This window comes from Zunongwangia sp. SCSIO 43204, from assembly GCF_019904275.1.
Classification (GTDB): domain Bacteria; phylum Bacteroidota; class Bacteroidia; order Flavobacteriales; family Flavobacteriaceae; genus Zunongwangia; species Zunongwangia mangrovi.
In genome coordinates this window covers 3,837,127-3,858,256 of record NZ_CP063204.1, presented here as the reverse complement: position 1 = coordinate 3,858,256, position 21,130 = coordinate 3,837,127, and the positions used below count along the sequence as shown (strand labels likewise).

20 protein-coding genes are annotated in these 21,130 nt (G+C 36.3%); 10 read left to right on the top strand and 10 right to left on the bottom strand.

Translation table 11 applies throughout. From position 1 onward, the window contains the following. Window positions 1-11 precede the first annotated feature (11 nt). The 8 genes from argC (at window position 12) to INR75_RS17025 (ending at window position 7,998) form a co-directional block, all read left to right on the top strand. On the top strand, window positions 12-974 hold the full coding sequence (argC, locus tag INR75_RS17060) for an N-acetyl-gamma-glutamyl-phosphate reductase (protein ID WP_223089744.1): 963 nt from the start codon (window positions 12-14) through the stop codon (window positions 972-974). Window positions 975-997: 23 nt separating this feature from the next. Further along, window positions 998-1,792, top strand: coding sequence for a pyrroline-5-carboxylate reductase (gene proC / locus INR75_RS17055; protein ID WP_223089743.1), 795 nt, complete (start codon window positions 998-1,000; stop codon window positions 1,790-1,792). Window positions 1,793-1,794: 2 nt separating this feature from the next. Continuing rightward, window positions 1,795-2,934: an aspartate aminotransferase family protein gene (locus tag INR75_RS17050; protein WP_223089742.1), complete on the top strand. Its 1,140-nt coding sequence runs from the start codon at window positions 1,795-1,797 to the stop codon at window positions 2,932-2,934. A 115-nt stretch (window positions 2,935-3,049) separates the two neighbouring features. Continuing rightward, a complete protein-coding gene (locus tag INR75_RS17045) occupies window positions 3,050-3,997 on the top strand; it encodes an N-acetylornithine carbamoyltransferase (RefSeq protein WP_223089741.1) in 948 nt (315 codons plus the stop codon). A 177-nt stretch (window positions 3,998-4,174) separates the two neighbouring features. Next, window positions 4,175-4,948, top strand: a complete 774-nt coding sequence (argB, locus tag INR75_RS17040; protein ID WP_223089740.1) for an acetylglutamate kinase — start codon at window positions 4,175-4,177, stop codon at window positions 4,946-4,948. Further along, window positions 4,948-6,015 carry a M20 family metallo-hydrolase gene (locus INR75_RS17035; RefSeq protein WP_223089739.1) on the top strand — a complete coding sequence of 356 codons (1,068 nt, stop codon included), beginning with the start codon at window positions 4,948-4,950 and terminating at the stop codon, window positions 6,013-6,015. The genes argB and INR75_RS17035 overlap by 1 nt, the downstream gene beginning before the upstream one ends. Window positions 6,016-6,169: 154 nt before the next feature. Further along, window positions 6,170-7,444, top strand: a complete 1,275-nt coding sequence (argH, locus tag INR75_RS17030) for an argininosuccinate lyase (RefSeq protein WP_223089738.1) — start codon at window positions 6,170-6,172, stop codon at window positions 7,442-7,444. A 2-nt stretch (window positions 7,445-7,446) separates the two neighbouring features. Then, window positions 7,447-7,998, top strand: a complete 552-nt coding sequence (locus INR75_RS17025; protein WP_223089737.1) for a GNAT family N-acetyltransferase — start codon at window positions 7,447-7,449, stop codon at window positions 7,996-7,998. Window positions 7,999-8,066: 68 nt separating this feature from the next. Here the strand turns inward: INR75_RS17025 and leuB are convergent, their stop codons facing one another. The 4 genes from leuB to INR75_RS17005 all read right to left on the bottom strand — a co-directional run bounded on the left by leuB (window position 8,067) and on the right by INR75_RS17005 (window position 12,453). Next, the gene (leuB, locus tag INR75_RS17020) at window positions 8,067-9,179 is read right to left on the bottom strand and encodes a 3-isopropylmalate dehydrogenase (protein ID WP_223089736.1); all 1,113 of its coding nucleotides are present in this window, start codon (window positions 9,177-9,179) and stop codon (window positions 8,067-8,069) included. Between the two features lie 33 nt (window positions 9,180-9,212). Then, complete coding sequence (leuD, locus tag INR75_RS17015) at window positions 9,213-9,824, bottom strand: 3-isopropylmalate dehydratase small subunit (RefSeq protein ID WP_223089735.1); 612 nt, start codon at window positions 9,822-9,824, stop codon at window positions 9,213-9,215. Next, window positions 9,824-11,206: a 3-isopropylmalate dehydratase large subunit gene (gene leuC, locus INR75_RS17010; RefSeq protein WP_223089734.1), complete on the bottom strand. Its 1,383-nt coding sequence runs from the start codon at window positions 11,204-11,206 to the stop codon at window positions 9,824-9,826. Before leuC ends, leuD begins: the two co-directional genes overlap by 1 nt. Window positions 11,207-11,280: 74 nt before the next feature. Further along, window positions 11,281-12,453 (bottom strand): 2-isopropylmalate synthase, encoded by a 1,173-nt coding sequence (locus tag INR75_RS17005; protein ID WP_223089733.1) that lies wholly within the window; start codon window positions 12,451-12,453, stop codon window positions 11,281-11,283. Window positions 12,454-12,600: 147 nt separating this feature from the next. Between INR75_RS17005 and INR75_RS17000 the strand changes: the two genes are divergently transcribed. Then, on the top strand, window positions 12,601-14,145 hold the full coding sequence (locus INR75_RS17000) for a hypothetical protein (protein WP_223089732.1): 1,545 nt from the start codon (window positions 12,601-12,603) through the stop codon (window positions 14,143-14,145). An 11-nt stretch (window positions 14,146-14,156) separates the two neighbouring features. After that, window positions 14,157-15,023, top strand: a complete 867-nt coding sequence (locus INR75_RS16995) for a DMT family transporter (RefSeq protein ID WP_223089731.1) — start codon at window positions 14,157-14,159, stop codon at window positions 15,021-15,023. Between the two features lie 17 nt (window positions 15,024-15,040). Here INR75_RS16995 and INR75_RS16990 read toward each other — a convergent pair whose 3' ends face one another. The 6 genes from INR75_RS16990 to INR75_RS16965 all read right to left on the bottom strand — a co-directional run bounded on the left by INR75_RS16990 (window position 15,041) and on the right by INR75_RS16965 (window position 21,081). Beyond that, window positions 15,041-16,843 (bottom strand): glycoside hydrolase family 15 protein, encoded by a 1,803-nt coding sequence (locus INR75_RS16990; RefSeq protein ID WP_223089730.1) that lies wholly within the window; start codon window positions 16,841-16,843, stop codon window positions 15,041-15,043. 472 nt (window positions 16,844-17,315) lie between these two features. Continuing rightward, entirely contained in the window at window positions 17,316-18,017 is a 702-nt protein-coding gene (locus INR75_RS16985; protein ID WP_223089729.1) for an RluA family pseudouridine synthase, read from the bottom strand. Further along, a complete protein-coding gene (locus INR75_RS16980; RefSeq protein ID WP_255584578.1) occupies window positions 18,017-18,514 on the bottom strand; it encodes an ASCH domain-containing protein in 498 nt (165 codons plus the stop codon). Before INR75_RS16980 ends, INR75_RS16985 begins: the two co-directional genes overlap by 1 nt. 5 nt (window positions 18,515-18,519) lie before the next feature. Further along, window positions 18,520-19,023 carry a cupin domain-containing protein gene (locus INR75_RS16975; protein ID WP_223089728.1) on the bottom strand — a complete coding sequence of 168 codons (504 nt, stop codon included), beginning with the start codon at window positions 19,021-19,023 and terminating at the stop codon, window positions 18,520-18,522. Between the two features lie 28 nt (window positions 19,024-19,051). Beyond that, window positions 19,052-19,870: a 3-methyl-2-oxobutanoate hydroxymethyltransferase gene (gene panB, locus INR75_RS16970; protein WP_223089727.1), complete on the bottom strand. Its 819-nt coding sequence runs from the start codon at window positions 19,868-19,870 to the stop codon at window positions 19,052-19,054. 77 nt (window positions 19,871-19,947) lie between these two features. Then, complete coding sequence (locus INR75_RS16965) at window positions 19,948-21,081, bottom strand: glycoside hydrolase family 18 protein (protein WP_223089726.1); 1,134 nt, start codon at window positions 21,079-21,081, stop codon at window positions 19,948-19,950. Between the last annotated feature and the right edge of the window lie 49 nt (window positions 21,082-21,130).

Below are 21,130 nucleotides of genomic sequence, written 5' to 3'. Positions count from 1 at the left end.
TTAGCAAGAGCATGATCAAAGCAGGAATAATTGGAGGCGCAGGATATACAGCAGGAGAACTGGTTAGAATTTTAACGTATCATCCGCAAGTTAAACTCGATTTTGTCTATAGTACATCAAGACCAGGAACTCCGGTTTCAGGTGTGCATCAGGATCTTATCGGGGAAATCGATCTATTATTTTCAGGAGAAATTAATACTGAAGTTGATGTCGTTTTTCTATGTCTTGGTCATGGAAATTCTGTAAAGTTTTTAGCTGAAAATAAATTCTCTAAAAACACGAAAATCGTTGATTTGAGCACCGATTTTAGAATGGATGGTAATCACGATTTTGTTTACGGTTTACCTGAATTTAAAAAAGATGCGATCAAAACAGCGAATTTCATCGCAAATCCTGGTTGTTTTGCCACGGCTATTAGTTTGGCGATTCTTCCGTTAGCAAAAGCTAAGAAAGTTGAAGACGAATGGCATGTAAATGCAGTTACAGGAGCTACTGGAGCCGGAGTATCACTTTCAGCAACCACACATTTTACCTGGAGAGATAACAATTTTTCAGCTTATAAGTCTTTTGAACATCAGCATTTAAATGAAATTGGGCAAAGTTTAAAATGGTTGCAACCCGATTTTGATGCGACTGTAAATTTTATTCCGAATAGAGGAAATTTTTCACGCGGAATACATGCAACTGCCTATACCAAATTTACCGGTAGTTTGGAAGAGGCCAAAGCGATCTATACAGAACAATATAAAGATGCGGCTTTCACTTTTGTAACTGAAGAGAATATTCATCTTAAACAAGTAGTGAATACGAATAAATGTTTGCTGAAATTAGAGAAATTCGGCGATAAATTATTAATCACCAGCGTGATCGATAACTTGTTAAAAGGAGCGTCTGGACAGGCGGTACAGAATATGAATTTAATTTTTGGTTTGCCAGAAGATTCAGGATTACACCTTAAAGCCAGTTATTTCTAAACCAAATTTCTAAAACTTAAACCATGAAAATAGCCCTTATCGGTGCCGGGAATTTAGGAAAGTCCATCGCAAAAGGACTTATCGTAAACAATGCCTTTACCACGCTTTACCTAACCAAAAGGAATACTGAAGCCATAAAATCTTACGAAGAATATTCTAAGGTTACGGTAACTTCAGATAACCAGGAAGCAGTTAAAAATTCAGATATTTTAATTTTTGCCGTTCAACCCCAGCAATTAGAAAGAATTCTGGAGGAAATTAAAGACCTACTGACCGATAAGCACGTACTTATTTCGACAATCACAGGTTTCAAAATTGAAAGAATTGAAGCTATTATTGGCGAAGATCAGTTTATAATTCGAGCAATGCCTAATACGGCGATCGCTGTTGGAAAATCGATGACGTGTATGTGTTCTAACGAAAAAGGGGAGAAGCGCATCGCTATCGCCGAGGCTATTTTTAATCGTTTAGGAACAAGTATTACCATTAAAGAAAATAAGATGCAGGCCGCTACAGTAATTTGCGCCAGTGGTATAGCTTTTTGGATGCGTTTAATTAGAGCAACTACTCAGGGAGCGGTTCAACTTGGTTTTGATGCAAAAGATGCACAGGAACTTGCGATGAATACCTGTTTAGGAGCTGCGAGTTTACTGGTAGAATCAGGCAAACATCCAGAGGAAGAAATTGATAAAGTAACTACACCAAAAGGTTGTACAATCGAAGGTTTGAACGAGATGGAGCACAATGGTTTAAGTTCTTCTTTAATTAAAGGTTTACAGGCATCTTTCAAAAAAATAAATAACATTTCAGAACAATAAATATGGAGCTTTTCGATGTTTATCCATTATTTGATATCACTCCCGTAAAAGGCGAAGGCGCTTTTGTTTTCGATAAGGACGGAAAAAAATATCTTGATCTTTACGGTGGTCACGCTGTAATTTCTATTGGGCATTCGCATCCTGCTTATGTAAATGCGATCTCTAACCAGGTTCGTAATCTTGGTTTTTACTCGAATTCGATCAAAAATCCGTTACAGTTAGAATTGGCCGAAAAACTTGGTAAATTATCCGGTTGCGAAGAATATCAGCTGTTTTTATGTAATTCCGGCGCCGAGGCTAACGAAAATGCGCTAAAAGTAGCCTCTTTTGCCACAGGGAAAGATCGTGTGATCTATTTTGATAATGCTTTCCACGGAAGAACCTCTGGAGTGGTGGCGGTTACCGATAACGAGAAAATTAAAGCACCATTTAATAAAGGTCATAAAATCACCAAAATCGCCTTTAATGATGCTGAAACTTTAGCTTCGGAATTACAAAAAGGAGATGTTGCTGCAATTATTTTTGAAGTGATCCAGGGAGTTGGTGGTTTGGATGAAGCAACAACCGATTTCTACCAGCAAATTGAAAAACTGGCCAAAGAAAACGGTGCGATGATCATTGCAGACGAAGTTCAGGCGGGTTACGGTAGAACTGGCGACTTTTTTGCCTTTCAGAAGCATCATATTCATCCAGATATCATTTCGATCGCAAAAGGAATGGGAAATGGATTCCCAATAGGCGGTGTTTTGATCGATAAAAATATCGCTCCAAAATATGGAATGTTAGGAACTACTTTTGGTGGAAATCATTTAGCCTGTGCTGCAGGATTATCGGTATTAAATATTCTGGAAAAAGAAAATTTAATGCAGAATGCTTCAGCGATGTTCGATTATGTAAAAGAGCAGGCAAAAGAAATTCCGCAGATAAAAAATATAAAAGGTCGTGGATTAATGATTGGTTTAGAATTCGACTTCGAAATCGCTAATCTTAGAAAAGATTTGTTGTTTGTGCACCAAATTTTTACAGGATCTGCTGCTAATAAGAATTTACTTAGAATTTTACCACCGCTAAATATCGAGAAAAAGCATTTTGATGACTTTTTCAAAGCTTTAAAGATCAGTTTAGCAAATTTAAAAGATTAAAAATATAATGTCATTCCGTGCTCGACACGGAATCTCATCTTTATGATAAAGAAAAATAATATTGAGATTCTGAAACAAGTTCAGAATGACAGGAACCAAAAACCAACTAATTTCAATGAGACATTACACAAGTGTTCACGATATCGAAAACCTTGATGAATTAATACAGGAAGCTATTCAGCTTAAAAAAGAAAACTCAGCCGCCAGTTTAGGTAAAGGAAAAACTTTAGGATTGTTGTTTTTTAATTCCAGTTTGCGTACGCGTTTAAGTACAGAAAAAGCTGGCCGACTTTTAGGAATGGAAGTGCTTACGATGAATGTTGGTGCAGATGGATGGGCATTGGAATTTGAAGATGGAGCGGTAATGAATTCAGATAAAGCAGAGCATATTAAAGAAGCTGCTGCGGTGTTGTCGCAATATTGTGATGTAATTGGTGTACGCGCTTTTCCGGGATTAAAAGATAAGACTAAAGATGAAGAAGAGCAGGTAATTACTGCCTTTACAAAGTTTGCGAGTGTACCGGTTGTGAATTTAGAAAGTTCTACCGGGCATCCTTTACAGGCTTTAACCGATGCAATTTCGATAACCGAATTAAAGAAAAAAGATAAATTAAAAGTCGTTTTAAGCTGGGCACCGCATCCTAAAGCCTTGCCGCAATCTGTACCTAATTCTTTTGCTGAAATGATGCAGAAAATGGATGTTGAGTTTTGTGTTGCAAATCCTGAAGGTTATGATCTAAGCGATCGCGTTTTAAATGATACTAAAGTTTATCACGATCAAGACGAAGCTTTAAAAGATGCCGATTTTGTTTACGTGAAGAATTGGAGTAGTTATGAGAAATACGGAGAAGTTTTATCTACAGATTCAAATTGGACATTTTCGAAGGAAAAATTAGCACTTACCAATGATGCGAAAGTGATGCATTGTTTACCAGTAAGACGAAATGTGGTAATTGCAGATGAAGTTTTAGATAGTGAAAACTCTGTCGTAATTCATCAGGCAAATAATAGAACTTACGCAGCTCAGGCTGTTTTAAAACAGATTTTGGAAAAACTGGATTAATGCGATGATTTGCTGATGCGTTAATTTGATAATGGCATGATTTGAAAATGAGTGTCAGTTTGAGTGATTTTATTGAAGCGATAGCGTAATATAAAATTGTATCGAGAAGTCGCGCTGAAAGCTAACAGCTAATAACTAAGAGCGAAACACTAACTACTCAATTACTAAACTAAATAAATGAAACCACTAAAAGTTGTAAAAATAGGAGGAAAATTGATCGAAGATACCGCCAAATTCGATGAATTTCTGGAAGATTTTAAAAACCTGGAAGGACATAAAATTCTGGTACATGGTGGTGGAAATATGGCAACTCAGATTTCAGAAAAATTAGGCTATGAAACCAAAATGGTCGATGGCCGCCGAATTACAGATGAGGATACGGTAAAAGTAATTACCATGGTTTATGGCGGATTAATAAATAAAAATATCGTTGCGAAATTACAATCGATGGATACCAATGCAATTGGGCTTTGCGGCGCCGATGGACAAAGTATTCTTTCGGTAAAAAGACCGGTTAAAAACATCGATTATGGCTTTGTAGGGGATATCGAAAAAGTGAATGCCGACTTTATCGGAGCTTTGTTAGATGACGGAGTAGTACCGGTTTTTTCAGCAATTTCATGTACTAAAGATGGCGTGTTGCTAAATACAAATGCCGATTCTATTGCTTCAGAAATTGCACGTGCAATGAGCAAATCTTATGAAACCGAGCTGTATTATTGTTTCGAAAAGCAGGGAGTGCTTGCAGATGCTTCAGATGACGAATCGGTTATCAAAGAAATAGATTTTCTTCAGTATAAAACGCTTGTAGAAAAACAGGTCATCACTGATGGAATGCTACCTAAACTTCAAAATTGTTTTGAGGCTTTAGAACAGGGTGTGCATAAAATTCATCTTGGAAATCACCAATCTTTAAAAGAACATACAACGCATACAAAAATTATTCAGTAATGGAAATTAAAGTACTTCAGCAGGACGCCCTTCAATTACTTCAAAATTTAATAGAAACGCAATCATTTTCTGGCGAAGAAGATCAAACAGCGCAGTTATTGGAGCAATGGTTTGTTCAGCATAAGATTCCGCATCAAAGACATTTAAATAATGTTTGGGCAACTAATAAAGCTTTCGATGAGGCAAAACCTACTTTGCTTTTAAACTCGCATCACGATACGGTAAAACCAAATGCTGCGTATACTAACGATCCTTTTAAAGCTGAAATTCGCGATGGGAAATTATTTGGATTGGGAAGTAACGATGCCGGTGGTTGTTTAGTTTCGTTATTGGCGACTTTTACCTGGTTTTATGATCGTGAAGATCTAAATTATAATATCATTTTTGCCGGTACTGCAGAAGAGGAAACCAACGGTAAAAACGGAATTGCCTGTATGTTACCAATCATGCCAAAAGTAGATGTGGCGATTGTAGGCGAACCAACGCTGATGGATCTTGCAGTTGCAGAAAAAGGTTTGGTAGTTTTTGATGCGGTGGTAAAAGGAACGCCTTCACATGCAGCGCATCCTAATAATGACAATGCCATCTATAAAACTGCGGAAGTTTTAAAATGGTTTGAAGCGATTAAATTTCCTGAAGTTTCTAAGCAATTAGGCGAAGTGAAATTAACCGTAACCCAGATTAATGCCGGGACGCAACATAATGTAGTTCCTGCCAAGGTAGATTTGGTGATCGATGTGCGTGTAAACGATTGTTATTCTAACCAGGATATCAGTGATTTTTTACAGGAGAATGCTCCGGTAGATAGTATTGAGCCAAGATCCTTACGATTAAATTCTTCTAATATTCCCTTAGATCATGATTTGGTGCAAGCAGGATTAGATTTGGGAATGAAGACTTATGGTTCGCCAACATTATCTGACCAGGCGATGCTAAAATGTTCTTCGTTAAAGTTAGGGCCTGGAGATAGCACAAGATCACATTCTGCAGACGAATTTATTTACGTGAACGAAATAGAAGAAGGAATAGAAAAATATATCGCCCTCTTAGAAAAGGCGTTGAGATGATAATATTATTTTTGTCATGCCGGACTCGATCCGGCATCTCATCCTGATTATGTGAGATCCTGAATCAAGTCCGCCTGCCGGACGGACAGGTTCGGAATGACATCAACTAAAATCCAATTATATTATTAATTGGGGAAACTTAAAGAATTACGAAATGAAACTTTGGGATAAAGGAATAAGCATTGATAAAAAAATTGAAAAGTTTACGGTTGGTAACGATCGTGAACTGGACATGTATCTTGCTGAATATGATATTACGGCTTCTAAAGCACATGCTAAAATGCTTGGAGAGATTGGGATTTTAGAAAAAGATGAAGTGCCGGCTTTATTAACCGAATTAGAAAAACTTCAAAAACAAGTTGAAAACGACGAATTTGTGATTGAGGAAGAGTTTGAAGATGTACATTCTAAGATCGAATTTGAGCTGACCAAAGTTTTAGGCGATGCAGGTAAGAAAATCCATACAGCAAGATCTCGAAACGATCAGGTTTTGGTAGCGATGCAATTATATTTCAAGGAAAATTTAATCGAAATTCGTCAAAAAACAGAAGGATTAATAGACATCCTTTTAGGCCTTGCAGAGCAATACAAAGATAAATTGCTTCCCGGTTATACACATTTACAGGTAGCGATGCCATCTTCTTTTGGGTTGTGGTTTTCCGCCTATGCTGAAATTCTTATAGATGATCTTTTTCAGTTAGATGCCGCTCTAAAAGTAGCCGATCAAAATCCGTTAGGTTCAGCGGCGGGTTATGGTTCATCTTTTCCGATAGATCGTGAATTTACCACAAAAGAATTGGGCTTTAAAACTTTAAAATACAACTCGGTTGCCGCTCAAATGAGTCGGGGAAAATGTGAGCGTACGGTAACGTCAGCAATTGCTGGATTAGCGAATACATTGGCGCGTTTTTCAATGGATATTTGCTTGTATATGAGTCAGAATTTCGGTTTTATCAGTTTTCCGGACGAATTAACTACCGGAAGTTCGATCATGCCACATAAAAAGAATCCAGATGTTTTTGAATTAATTCGCGGGAAATCGAATAAACTTCAGGCTATTTCAACAGAAATGGTTTTAATCACCAATAATTTGCCAAGTGGTTATCACAGGGATTATCAGTTAATCAAAGAAAACAGTATAACTTCCGTAGAAGGGATAAAAGAGATCTTGGATATATTCTCCTATTCAATTTCGCAGATCATCGTTAAGGATATAGATCTTAATGACGAGAAATATAAATACCTGTTTACGGTAGATAGTATTAATGATTTGGTGATCGACGGTGCGAGTTTTAGAGATGCTTACAAAGAAATAGGAGGACAGGTTCAAAGTGGAACATATAAACCGGGAGAAGGCAGAAAACACAGTCATTTGGGAAGTAAGGATAATCTGGCTTTAGATAAAATTGCAGCCAAGAAAAAGCTCTAAAAGTGACGGATTTTAGCCTTCAGTTAGTCAACGAAAATATTCTACTAAGACCTATGGAATCTGAAGATTTTAATGAAATTTCAAAACTGACTCAGGATTCAGAAATGTGGTTTTATTTTACCTCAGATTTATCGAATCTTGAGTTATTGAGAACTTGGATCGATTCAGCAGTTATAGATCGAAAAGATAAGAAGCGATTAGCTTTTGTGATTATTGAGAAAGCTTCAGGAAAGATTATGGGCTCTACAAGTTTCGGTAATTATTCTGAAAGGGATAAGCGTATCGAAATTGGCTGGACCTGGCTGGGGAAAGACTTTCAGGGAAACGGATATAATACTCAGGCAAAAGAATTATTGCTGAACTATTGTTTTGAAGTTTTAGAGTTAGAGCGGGTAGAAGCAAAAACAGATGTCTTGAACAAAGCGGCCAGAAAGTCTTTGTTGAATTCTGGTTTTACAGAAGAAGGCATTTTGCGAAGTCATACACTTATGACGAACAATCGCCGTCGCGATACGATTTATTTTAGTGTCTTAAAAAGTGAGTATTTTTCATAAAAAAAAAGGAGCTGAAATTATCGAATTTCAGCTCCTTTTTAAATATATAATTAAGATTAAAGTTCTAATTAAATAATGGTCATTTGACCAAAATTTAGGTTTTCGTCGTTGATATTATTTTCAGATTCGCTAATTAATCCTTCTAGGAAATCTCCAACTTTTTCAGTGCTGTAAGGATTATCTTTATTAATATCTTCAGTACAAACATTCAATTTAATACTTGTAGCCACTGCCTTTCTTATTACATCACCTTCTTCCACAAGACCAAAATGATCTAATAACATTGCTGCGGAAAGAATCGATGCTACAGGATTGGCAATTCCTTTACCGGTAGCCTGTGGATAAGAACCGTGAATTGGCTCGAACATCGCATTATCGCCACCAACCGAAGCTGAAGCTAATAAGCCGATACTTCCACCAATAACACTGGCTTCATCAGAAATAATATCACCAAACATATTTTCTGTAAGAATTACATCAAATTGTTTAGGGTTTAAGATCATTTGCATTGCAGCATTATCAACAAATAAGAAATCTAATTCTACATCCTGATAATCTTCAGCAATTTTCTTTACCGTTTTTCTCCAAAGTCGGGAAGTTTCTAAAACATTGGCTTTATCAACCAAAGTCAGTTTTTTACGACGTTGCTGTGCTGCTTTAAAAGCTAAATGCGCCATTCTTTCGATTTCTTCAACAGAATAGGTGCAAATATCTGTAGCGCTCTGCCCGTCTTCGCTTGTGCTTTTTTCACCAAAATAAATTCCGCCAGTAAGTTCTCTAAAGATTGTTAGATCTGCACCCTGAATTCTCTCAGGTCGAAGTGGCGACTGATCTATCAATTTGGCATAAGTAGTTACCGGGCGAATATTTGCAAAAAGCCCAAGTTCTTTTCTAAGTTTTAGAAGTCCTTGTTCTGGTCTTACTTTTGCATCTGGATTGTTGTCGTATTTAGGATGCCCAATCGCACCAAATAAAACAGCATTTGATTTTTTACAAAGATCTAAAGTAGCTTCTGGAAGCGGATTGTCTAAAAGATCTATTGCAGCAGCACCTACGATAGCATCTTCGAATTCAAATTCGTGATCAAAACGATCTGCGATAGCTTTAAGTACTTTTATAGATTGCTGAGTGATTTCTGGACCAATTCCGTCTCCGGCTAATACGGCTATTTTTAATTTCATAATATTTCTTCTCTAAAAGTTTTAGATTCAGATTTACTGAATCGCAGCTTCACGCATTTGCGTTTGTTTCTCTTCAAATTTCTTAATGGCATCTAATTTACTCACTAAAAAGTCAATATCATCAAAACCATTAATTAAACAGGTCTTTTTGTATGGATCGATGGCAAAATTTTCAGATTTACCACTGCTTAATATTTCGATCTTCTGGTTTTCAAGATCAACTTTAAAGCTTTCCTTATTATCTTTTTTGATCGCCAGGAAAAGTTCATCTAAAAATTCAGGAGAAACCTGAACCGGCAATAAACCATTATTTAATGCATTTCCTTTAAAAATATCTGCAAAATAACTGGAAACAACCACTTTAAATCCATAAGCTTTTAAAGCCCATGCTGCGTGTTCTCTACTAGAGCCACAACCAAAGTTGTTTCCTGCGATTAAAATTTGCCCTGAATATTGATCCTGATTTAAAGTAAAATCTTCTACCGGTTTTCCTTCTTTATCAAAGCGCCAGTCTTTAAAAAGATTTTCTCCAAACCCTGCTTTATCGGTTGCCTTAAGGAAACGTGCAGGGATAATTTGATCTGTATCTATATTTTCGACCTCTAATGGGACGGCTGTATCTTGTAGTGTGGTGAATTTTTCCATTAATTCAAACTTTTTGTAAAGTCGGTTATTTTTCCGGCTACGGCTGTTGCTGCTGCGGTTAGCGGGCTTGCCAAGATCGTTCTTGAACCTTGTCCTTGTCTTCCTTCAAAATTACGGTTACTGGTAGAAACGCAATATTCTCCTTCCGGAATTTTATCATCGTTCATTGCTAAACAAGCGGAACAACCTGGTTGCCTCAATCTAAATCCAGCTTCTTCAAAAACTTTATCCAGGCCTTCTTCCTGAATTTGAGCAGCAACCTGTCTACTTCCAGGAACAATCAAAGCATTTACATTTTCTGCTTTTTTCTTCCCTTTAATATAACTGGCAGCCATTCTGAAATCTTCGATACGGCTATTGGTACAACTACCAATAAAGATATAATTAATTGGCTTATCAATTAAACTCTCACCTGGTTTAAAGCCCATATAACTTAAAGCTTTCGCATCACTTTTACCTCCTTCTACCGGAATTGCTCCGGTGATCTTAATTCCCATCCCAGGATTGGTTCCGTAGGTGATCATTGGCTCGATATCTTCAGCATCAAAAGAATATTCCTGGTCAAACTCGGCACCTTCATCGGTTCTTAAAGTTTCCCAGTAGGCTTTCAGTTTATCAAATTCTTCACCTTTAGGAGCAAATTCTCTTCCTTCAACATAATCGTAAGTGGTTTGATCTGGCGCTATAAGTCCGCCACGAGCTCCCATTTCAATACTCATATTACAAACCGTCATACGGCCTTCCATAGACATGTTTTCAAAAACATCTCCGGCATATTCACAAAAATAACCAGTACCTGAATTTGTTCCTAGTTTACTAATTACATAAAGAATAACATCTTTTGGCGTTACTCCTTTCTTAAGATCACCATTTACATTTACTCGTAATCTTTTCGGTTTTTCTACCAATAAACATTGAGAAGCAAAAACCTGAGTTACCTGGCTGGTACCAATCCCAAAGGCGATAGCACCAAAAGCACCATGCGTGGAAGTATGGCTATCTCCACAAACCATAGTTTTTCCTGGTTGTGTAATACCAAGTTCTGGAGCCATTACGTGAACGATCCCGTTATATGGATGTCCTAAACCGTAAAGTGTAATATTATTTTCTTCGCAATTTTGCGATAATTCTTTCAATTGTTTTCTAGACAGTAAATCTTTAACCGGCAAATGCTGATTTTCTGTAGGCGTGTTATGATCTGCAGTCGCAACGATCTTATTAGGACGAAAAACAGGAATTTCACGCTCTTTTAGTTCGTTAAATGCCTGCGGACTAGTAACCTCGTGAATTAAGTGTTGATCGATATATAAAATATCCGGACCATCCGGAATAGACTCTACCACGTGGGCATCCCAAATTTTATCGAAAAGGGTCTTTTTCATTTATTTAAATTTTAAAACACAGCGCAAGGGCTGTGTTAATATAAGCTTCAAAAACGAAACCTAAAATAATATCGTTAAGCGATTGCTTTCATTTTCTTTTTAGAGATCTCCATGATCTCGTGAATATCGTTATCTAGCACTTCTTTCTTCATATCTGCATAATTAAGAAATTCGGCATAAACAGTATCCAATTCTAATTTTGTAAGATTATAACCTACTTTTTTAGCTTTATAAGCTAAAGCCGCACGACCACTACGAGCCGTTAAAACAATAGCAGATTCTGTTACCCCAACATCAGCAGGATCGATAATCTCGTAGGTTTCACGATTTTTGATCACGCCGTCCTGGTGAATTCCAGAGCTATGAGCAAAAGCATTTGCTCCTACGATGGCTTTATTTGGTTGTACAAACATTCCCATTTCTCTTGAAACCATTTTACTTAATTCGAAAAGTAATTTTGGATTAATGTCTGTATTTAAGTTTAAAGTTGGGTGTTGGCGAAGGATCATTACTACTTCTTCTAAAGCCGTATTGCCCGCACGTTCACCAATACCGTTAATGGTACATTCTATTTGGCGTGCGCCATTAGTTATTCCCGCAATAGCATTTGCTGTGGCCAAACCTAGATCGTTATGGCAATGGCAAGAGATAATTGCATTATCTATGCCTACTACATGATCTTTTAAATATTTGATTTTCTTACCATATTCTTCAGGAAGACAATATCCTGTAGTATCTGGAATATTTAAAACTGTTGCACCTGCGTTGACGACTTCCTGGCAGACCTGCGCTAAAAAGTCATTGTCGGTTCTCCCGGCATCTTCAGCATAAAATTCAACATCATCAGCAAAATTCTTAGCGTAAGCAACTGCATTAACTGCACGCTCGATAATTTGCTCACGAGTCGCGTTAAACTTGTATTTGATATGAGAATCTGAAGTTCCTATACCAGTATGAATACGAGGTTTTTTAGCATACTTTAAAGCTTCAGCAGCAACTTCGATATCTTTTTTTACAGCTCTGGTGAGTCCACAAACGGCAGCGTTTTTTGCGATTTTTGAAATTTCGGTAACAGATTTAAAATCACCGGGACTTGATACAGGAAATCCAGCTTCGATAACATCTACCCCCAGCTCATCTAATCTTGCCGCAATCTTTACCTTTTGTTCTGTATTTAATTTACACCCGGGAACTTGTTCACCGTCTCTCAAAGTTGTGTCAAAAATTTCTACCTTTTCTGCGCTCATAAGAGTTTTTTTTTGCTTTATCTTTAACTAAAGTATAATAAAGCCTATTGCTGGCGTAGTGAGCGCACTAAAGTGTTACGATAATTAAATTAGTTATATTTTTGTAATATATCTGATTTTCAGTTACTTAAAAAGTATCTTGTTACAATGACCAACGATTTAACGGATAACCTATTTTCTTTAATTAAATCACTTTCTCCTTCAGAAAAAAGACAATTTTCGCTGTATGTTGGAAGAATTGGAGTGAATTCAGACAGTAAATTTCTTAACCTGTTTAAGATTTTAAGCAAGCAAAAGAAGTACGATGAAGAATTAGTGCTTAAAAACACCAATATCACCAAACAGCAATTATCAAATATTAAGGCTCATCTTTATAAACAGATCTTAATTAGTTTAAGGCTGAATCCTGCTCACCAGAGCATTCCTATACAGATACGAGAGCAACTGGATTTCGCGATTATTTTGTATCGAAAAGGTCTTTATAAGCAAAGCCTGAAGCTTTTAGATAAAACAAAAGCTACCGCTTTGGCCTATGAAGAGAAAAATCTAGCTTATGAGATCCTAGAACTCGAGAAGATTATAGAGTCACAATATATTACCAGAAGTATTGAAAACAGAGCAGAAATATTAATAAAACAAACCGAAAAACTTACAAATCTTAATCAGATCTCGAGTAAGTTATCTAATTTATCGCTTCAGTTATATGGAATTTTTCTGAAAATGGGATATGCCCGTACTGAAGAAGAAGCTATTGCTATCCATGATTATTTTGAAACCAATTTACCAGAATATGAGTTTGCAGACCTTGGTTTCAAAGAGAAATTATGGCTTTTTCAGGCACATTTATGGTATAGTTTTATCACACAAAATTTCCTGAATGCATTTCGATATTCTTCAAAATGGATCGATCTTTTTAACGAAAATGACCATCTAATTTCGGTGCATCCAGTATTTTATTTAAAGGGGAATCATTATTTATTAGAGTCTTTATTCTATTTAAATCATACCGTCACTTTCGAGAAAGTGCTGCATCGTTTTGAAGATACGCTTAAGAATCCAAAAATTCCTGATGACGATAATATCGCCTCGCTTTCCTTTCTTTATTTGTACGCAAATAAGCTCAACTTAAGATTTATGAAAGGCGAATTTCACGGTGGTGAAGGCCTGGTAGAAAAGATCGATCAAAAAATTAAGCGTTATAAAGGAAAGATCGACGAGCATCATATTATGGTGTTTTATTATAAGATCGCTTCACTTTATTTTGGGGACGGAAACAATAAAAAATGTATTCAATATCTAGGGAAGATCATTCAGAATAAATCTTTAGAAATGCGTGAAGATCTTATGTGTTTTTCAAGGATTCTAAGTCTTGTGGCGCATTACGAAGCAGGAATGGATTATCATTTAGAACGACTTATTAAATCTACTTATAAGTTTTTGATCAGGATGAACGATCTGCACGAGGTTCAAAAAGAAATGATTAAATTCTTAAGAAATCTTCCAGATGTTAGTCCGCTTGATATTAAAGACGAGTTTAGAAAACTCCATGCAACACTAAAACAATACGAAGATCATCCATTTGAGCGTCGTGCTTTCTTGTACCTAGATATTATTTCCTGGTTAGAAAGTAAGATCGATAATCGCCCGGTTGCCGATGTGATCAAAGAGAAAGTAAACGAATACGCACGCTAAAAAGCAATAATTTGGTTGAAGAAAGAGCCGATTTAAAACATATTTTACAGCTAAATCTAGCGGTAATCATTATTAGTACATCGGGAACTCTTGGACGCTATATAGAACTGAGTCCGTTTTTGATTATTTTCCTGCGATCTTTTATAGCCATTTGGGCCTTGCTTATTTTTTGCAAAATCAAAGGGTTAAAACTGAATTTTTCTAACAAAAAAGATCTTCTAAAAGTTCTTTTTGCCGGTGTTTTAATGTGTGCGCATTGGCTTACCTATTTCCAGTCGCTTAAATTATCCAGTGTGGCTATTGGGATGCTTTCTATTTATACCTATCCAGTAATTACAACGTTTTTAGAACCGCTTATTCGAAAAACAGGTTTTAATAGAATACATCTGTTTTTAGGGATTTTGGTCTTATTGGGAGTATATTTTTTGGTGCCCGAATTCAGTTTGGATAATCAACAAACTATAGCGGTATGTTTTGGTGTAGGATCGGCGTTTTTATATTCACTTCGGAATATTTTAATGAAACAGCAAGCTTCAAAATACAATGGATCGGTCTTAATGTTGTATCAAATGTTTGTGGTGAGCACGCTTTTAATTCCGGTTTTGTTCTTTTTCGATCTATCGGTCATTCCGTCACAGTTAGCGCCAGTTTTAGTGTTGGGATTATTAACAACATCCGTTGGGCATACGCTTTTAGTGAGCAGTTTTAAGTATTTTTCAGCAACAACAGCAAGTATTATCAGCAGCGCGCAGCCTATTTACGGAATTTTACTCGGTTATTTTATTCTGAATGAAGTTCCCGCTATAAATACGGTTATCGGCGGACTATTAATCGCGACTGCTGTTTTTACTGAAATTTTTAGAAGTTTTAAAAAGTAAGCTGAAATTATACAATCTTAGCTATTATTTTTTCGATCCATTTTTTTATTCAGTTCAAGACAAGCATTAATAAGTGCCAAATGCGTTAAAGCCTGCGGAAAATTTCCAACCTGTTCACCACTTTTACTTATCTGTTCACTAAATAATCTAAGCGAATTGCCGTAACCTAAAATCCGTGAAAAATTCTCGGCAGCCTCCTCGATACGATCACCTAGCGCGAGACATTCGATATACCAAAAAGAGCACATCGTAAAAGTTCCTTCTTCACCTTCTAAACCATCAGCATCATTTTCGGCTGCACGATAGCGATACACCAAAACATCATATTTTAATTCACGCTCAATAGCTTTAAGTGTCTTTTTCCATTTTTCGTCATGCTTATCTATAAAATGCAGAATTGGCATGAGTAGGGCCGAAGCGTCAATTTCATCTGTCCCTTTGTGCTGAATAAAAGCCTCTTTTTCTTCATTCCAAAAATCGGAATAAATGCTTTCTTTTATTTGTTTTCTTACTTTTTCCCATCTCTCTTTAGGGAAATCAAGATTATTACCTTCAGCAAGTTTAATTCCGCGATCTAGAGCAACCCAACAGGTTAATCTGGAATGTAGAAACTCTTTTTTATCGCCTCTAATTTCCCAAATTCCACGGTCTTTATCTTTCCAGTGTTCACACACATATTCTATATGATGTTTGATGTTTTCCCAGAAATCTTTCTTTATTGGGCCATCGTGTAAATAATAAACATATACAGCATCGATAAGTTCTCCGTAAATATCTAATTGCATCTGGTTTTTGGCCTCGTTACCAACTCTAACCGGCTTACTATTTTTATAGCCATTAAAATGCTCTAGGTTTCGTTCATCTGGCGGAGTTTTACCATCGTAAGTATAAACCAGATCCATTTTATCTTTAAAGCAATACTTTTCTACCCATTTAAAAAATGATTTCGCTTCTTCTTTAAAACCGAGTTTTAAAAAGGCATACATCGCAAATGCAGCATCGCGAATCCAGGTATAGCGGTAATCCCAATTTCTTTCGCCACCAATCTTCTCTGGTAATCCAAAGGTTGGTGCAGCGATAAGACTTCCTTCTTTATGAGACGTTAGCAATTTTAGGGTAATGGCAGATCTTAAAACGGTTTCTACCCAGCGACCTTTGTAGGTAGATTTGCTTACCCATTTTTGCCAGTATTTATTACTTTCTTCAAGATAATTTTCTCCAAAAGAAGGCATGTTTTCCTGTTGATCTTGGGTTAAATGGAAATCGGTTAAAATGAAGTATGTCGATTCTCTTTCAGCTAAAGAAAATTCAGAAAAACCATCGTCCATTGAGATATATAGATCCTGGCAACTGTTTAGGCATAAAAAATTATCGTCGCCCGTAGAAAAGCAAATTTCATTGCCTTTTTGTGTCGCTTTATGTCTGGTTTCGGCATGATTAAATCTTGGGTTGCATTTTACCCGGTACGAAATATCGCCATAAGTTGTCGTGACTTTTCTTAAGAGTTTAAATTTATGATCTTTTTCATCGACCACCATCGTATCACAAATTTCACCCATGCCATCCTTAGACGAAAAACGTGTAATTAAAGTGGCAGTATTGGTTACATAAAATTGTTTGTATTCCAGGTTTTCGATGAGTGGTTCTATGGCAAAACCACCACCTTTATCTTGATCTAAAATATTAGCAAAAACCGTGGGTGAATCGAAATTTGGGAAACACATAAAATCAATGTCACCCTGCAACGACACAAGTGCTGTGGTTTGTAAGTTCCCAATAAAGCCGTAATTATTGATCTTGGTAAATTTTCTTTTCTGCATGAAATCTTTGGATAGTAAAACTTTCTCCAAATTACTTCAAGAATGGACGATTTGAAAATCTTAATAATGCCTTTGTGAAAGATTTAATATCGAAAATCGAAATTTTAAAACAAGTTTTTGAAAAGTAGGAAAGTCTTAAGAAGTGTTGAATCCTTGTTATTGCTGCGGTTTAATTAGAATAGAGAAAATAGAGAAGTGACCAGAGATCTATTTTGAACACTAAATGTTGAAAGACTTAATTTGAAAATTATTTTTAAGCTATAGACCAAGATTGTTGATTTGAGAGATGTTTTTTTAATGCTGAAAGCTGAAACATTCAATTTGAAAATATGTTTATGTGCTAATTTGAAAATAATCTCTAAGCTATAGGTTAAGATTGTAGAATTTCGTGATGTTTTTTTAATTGCTGAATGCTGAAAGCTGAATGCTAAAAGAACTGTAAACCGTCAACTGTCAACTGAAAACTAAAAAACTAAACACAAGCCTGCCATAAAGGTTCGTCTGGAACTTCAGCAATTACTTTTACAGGTTCATTTTTTACGGGATGGATAAATTCTAATTTACGAGCATGTAAATGAATCCCGGCATCTTTATTACTACGATCAAAACCATATTTTAAATCTCCTTTTATAGGACATCCAATCGCTGAAAGCTGACTACGAATCTGGTGATGTCTACCGGTCTGTAAATCGATTTCCAATAAAAAATAGTTGTTCAATTCCTTCAAGATTCGATATTCTAAGATCGCTTTTTTACTATCTGGAACTTCATTTTTATGAGCGAAAGATTTATTTTGTTTTGGATTGCGTTTTAAGTAATGCACTAAGACATCCTTATCTTTTGGAGGCCTATTTTTTACCACCGCCCAATAGGTTTTTTTAGCCTCTTTTTGCTGGAATAACTTATTGAGTCTTGGTAGCGCTTTAGAAGTTTTAGAAAAAAGAACAATTCCGCTTGTTGGGCGATCTAATCGATGCACCACACCCAGATATACATTCCCTGGTTTATTATATTTTTCTTTTATGTACGATTTTACCACCTCGCTAAGTGGTTTATCGCCGGTTTTATCACCCTGTACGATATCACCCACACGCTTATTCACGATGATCACGTGATTGTCTTCGTGTAAAACCTGTAGATTATCTTTGTTAGAAAGTAACTTATCTGTCGCCATTATTTTTTAGGATAAATACATATAAAATATTCACAAACGATCATCATATTTTCATCAAACTCAGTTTCAGGAATATTTTGTTCTCTGCAATAATACGCTTTATGTACCTTTTTCCAATACGTTAATGATTGATCTCCTTCACCTTCAATTTGGGCAAATTTAGGTGTAATTTTATTGTAAGGTGTACATTCAATTTTTTCGATCTGGATCACGGCTTTTGCAACTCCGTCCCAATTGGTAACGATAAAAAGATCACCTGGTTTACTAAACTCAATATTATTACTTTTAAACCATTTTAGAGAAGGCGCAGTTGCTCTTTTTGTCCCTTCAACAACCAGATCTGCACATTCGTTAGCGTCTTTTAGGTTATCGCAGAAATAGAAGGACTCCGGAATTCCTTTTTGCTGAAATTGAGGTTGATTTTCTATAAAATCGGCCCACATTTTTTTGACCGAAACATAATTTTTAGAAATACGATTCTCGTGTTCTGTTTTCATCAGAATTACTCTCGGGTAAAATCGCTAATTAATTCTTTATACTGCGGAAATTTTTGAGTCAGTTCTTCCCGTTCTGCTAGCGTAAAATCGTCAAAATCGAAACCCGGTGCCACAGTGCAACCAACAAACGAAAAATGATTTGGCTGAATAACTTTCGCCGCAAACCAATAATTTCTTGGAACTACATATTGCGGAACTTCTCCATTTTCAAGATCTCTTCCAATTTTTATTTCTGAAAGTTCTCCTGCAGGTGAAATGGTATACAAAAGAAGAGGTGAGCCATCGTAAAAATGCCAAACCTCTTCTTGGTTTATTTTATGAAATGCTGAAAAATTCTCTGAAGTCAGCAAAAAATAGATACTGGTCGAATAATTTCTTTCGGTTTTAAAAGCTTCAGGCAAAGCATTAGCTTCAATAAGATCGGGGCTTCGATAAACTTCCTTAAAGAAGCCACCTTCCGGATGAGCTTGTAAGTTTAAGCGATCGATTATTTTTTCTGCAGTATTCATTCAGTAAAAATCTTTTCAGCAAAAAACTTTAGTATTGCTCGTCTTCAGAAGGGAAATCACCACTTTTCACATCTTCAGCATAACGCTGAAAGGCGCCTGTCATTTCGCTATAAAGATCTAGATATCTTCTAAGGAATCTCGGATTAAATTCTTTGGTCATTCCCAACATATCGTGAACCACTAAAACCTGGCCATCACAACCGTTTCCTGCACCAATTCCTATAACCGGAATGCTCACACTTTCTGCTACTTCTCTAGCTAATTTTGCTGGTACCTTTTCTAATACTACAGCAAAACAACCTAATCTTTCGAGCATTTTTGCATCAGATTTTAGCTTTTCAGCTTCTTCTTCGTCTTTTGCTCTAACTGTATATGTTCCAAATTTATAAATAGATTGTGGTGTTAAACCTAAATGTCCCATCACCGGAATCCCGGCATGTAGAATTCGTTTAATAGACTCCTTAATTTCTTTACCACCTTCTAACTTTATGGCGTGAGCGCCACTTTCTTTCATAATTCTAATGGAAGAACGCAAAGCTTCTTTAGGATCACTTTGGTATGTCCCAAACGGAAGATCGACAACAACCAGAGAACGGTTAATCGCATTCACAACACTTGTAGCGTGGTAGATCATGTGATCTAGCGTCATGGGTAAAGTAGTTTCGTATCCTGCCATAACGTTACTGGCCGAATCGCCCACAAGGATCACATCGATTCCTGCGCCATCCATAATTTTTGCCATCGAGTAATCGTAGGCGGTTAGCATAGAGATTTTCTCTCCACGCTTTTTCATATCGACTAAAGACTTAACTGTAATTCTTTTATATTCTTTTTTAGCAACAGACATTAATCTAATTTTTTATATGCGTAAAAATAAGGTTTTAATGAGAGACTAATTAAGATATTGTCAAGAATTTAGGGATTCTATTCTTTTGTTAAATTTGTACTAAGATTTTCTGAAAGACTTTCCAAAAGTTCGCCGTCATCTGCATGATATTGCCAAAACATCGCTCCGGCAAGGTTTTCAGTTTTGATAAATTCTGCTTTCTTTTTTAGGGAAATAGGATCGTCGTAGGTAATAAAGATCCTGTCTGTAGCATTCCACAAAAAGGGTGCCTGCGCAGTTTCGTCCCAATAGCGATGGTATTTACCGGTGCGTAAACTGTCTTTTAAAGCCGTGTAATTTAAAGAAAATGCCTGCCCTGAAGCCGATTGATATAATCCGTTGTTTTTAGGAGCTACCTTTTTCCAGCCACGACCATAAAACGGAATTCCGATTACAAGTTTTCCAGGATCTGCACCGGCTTCGATATAATTTTTAACAACCTGTGCTGTACTTAGATTCTGGTTGATAGTGTTTGCTGCTGAAGTCAATAAATTAGTATGATGTGCAGTTGAAGAATTCCAATCGTCGTGAAAGTTATAACACATAATATTGATAAAATCTACGCTTTTTGATATGCTGTCGATTTCGATATTTTCTAGGTATGCTTTATTTGCTGAAGTTGCTATGCTGAGTACATACTCCTTATTATTTTTTGCTGAAAATGAGTCTAATTTTTGTCGAATTTCATCTAATAAATAGGTAAAATTCTTTTTATTTTCAGGAGAGAAGTATTGTGACTCATTATTTTTAGGATATTCTACAACGAGATCGATACCATCTAAATCATACTTCTTTAAAAACTGAAGTGTACTATTGGCAAATCGCGTTCTGGAGCTGTCACTGCTCGCAATTTTTGGGAATTTTGGAGCATTGGCCCATCCACCTACCGAAATTAGAAGATTTAAGGATGGATTTTTAGCTTTTAGATTCTTCAGCTTTTTAAAACGCTTGGGATCATCTTCATCTGCAATATTAATTTTCCCTTCTTCGATATTTGCGAAAGCATAATTAATATGCGTAAGCTTATCAGCCTGAATAGATTTTTCGGCTTTTTCCATCAGGTCGCCAAATACGTAACCTATAAGCAAATGTTCTTTTTCGGTTTGTTGAGCACAAAGAGAACTTCCGAAGCAATAGATCGTAAAAACTAATAAGTACCTCTTAATTTTCATTAGGCCGCTGTTGTAGAATGTTCTAAATTTAGAAAAAATATATACCAAC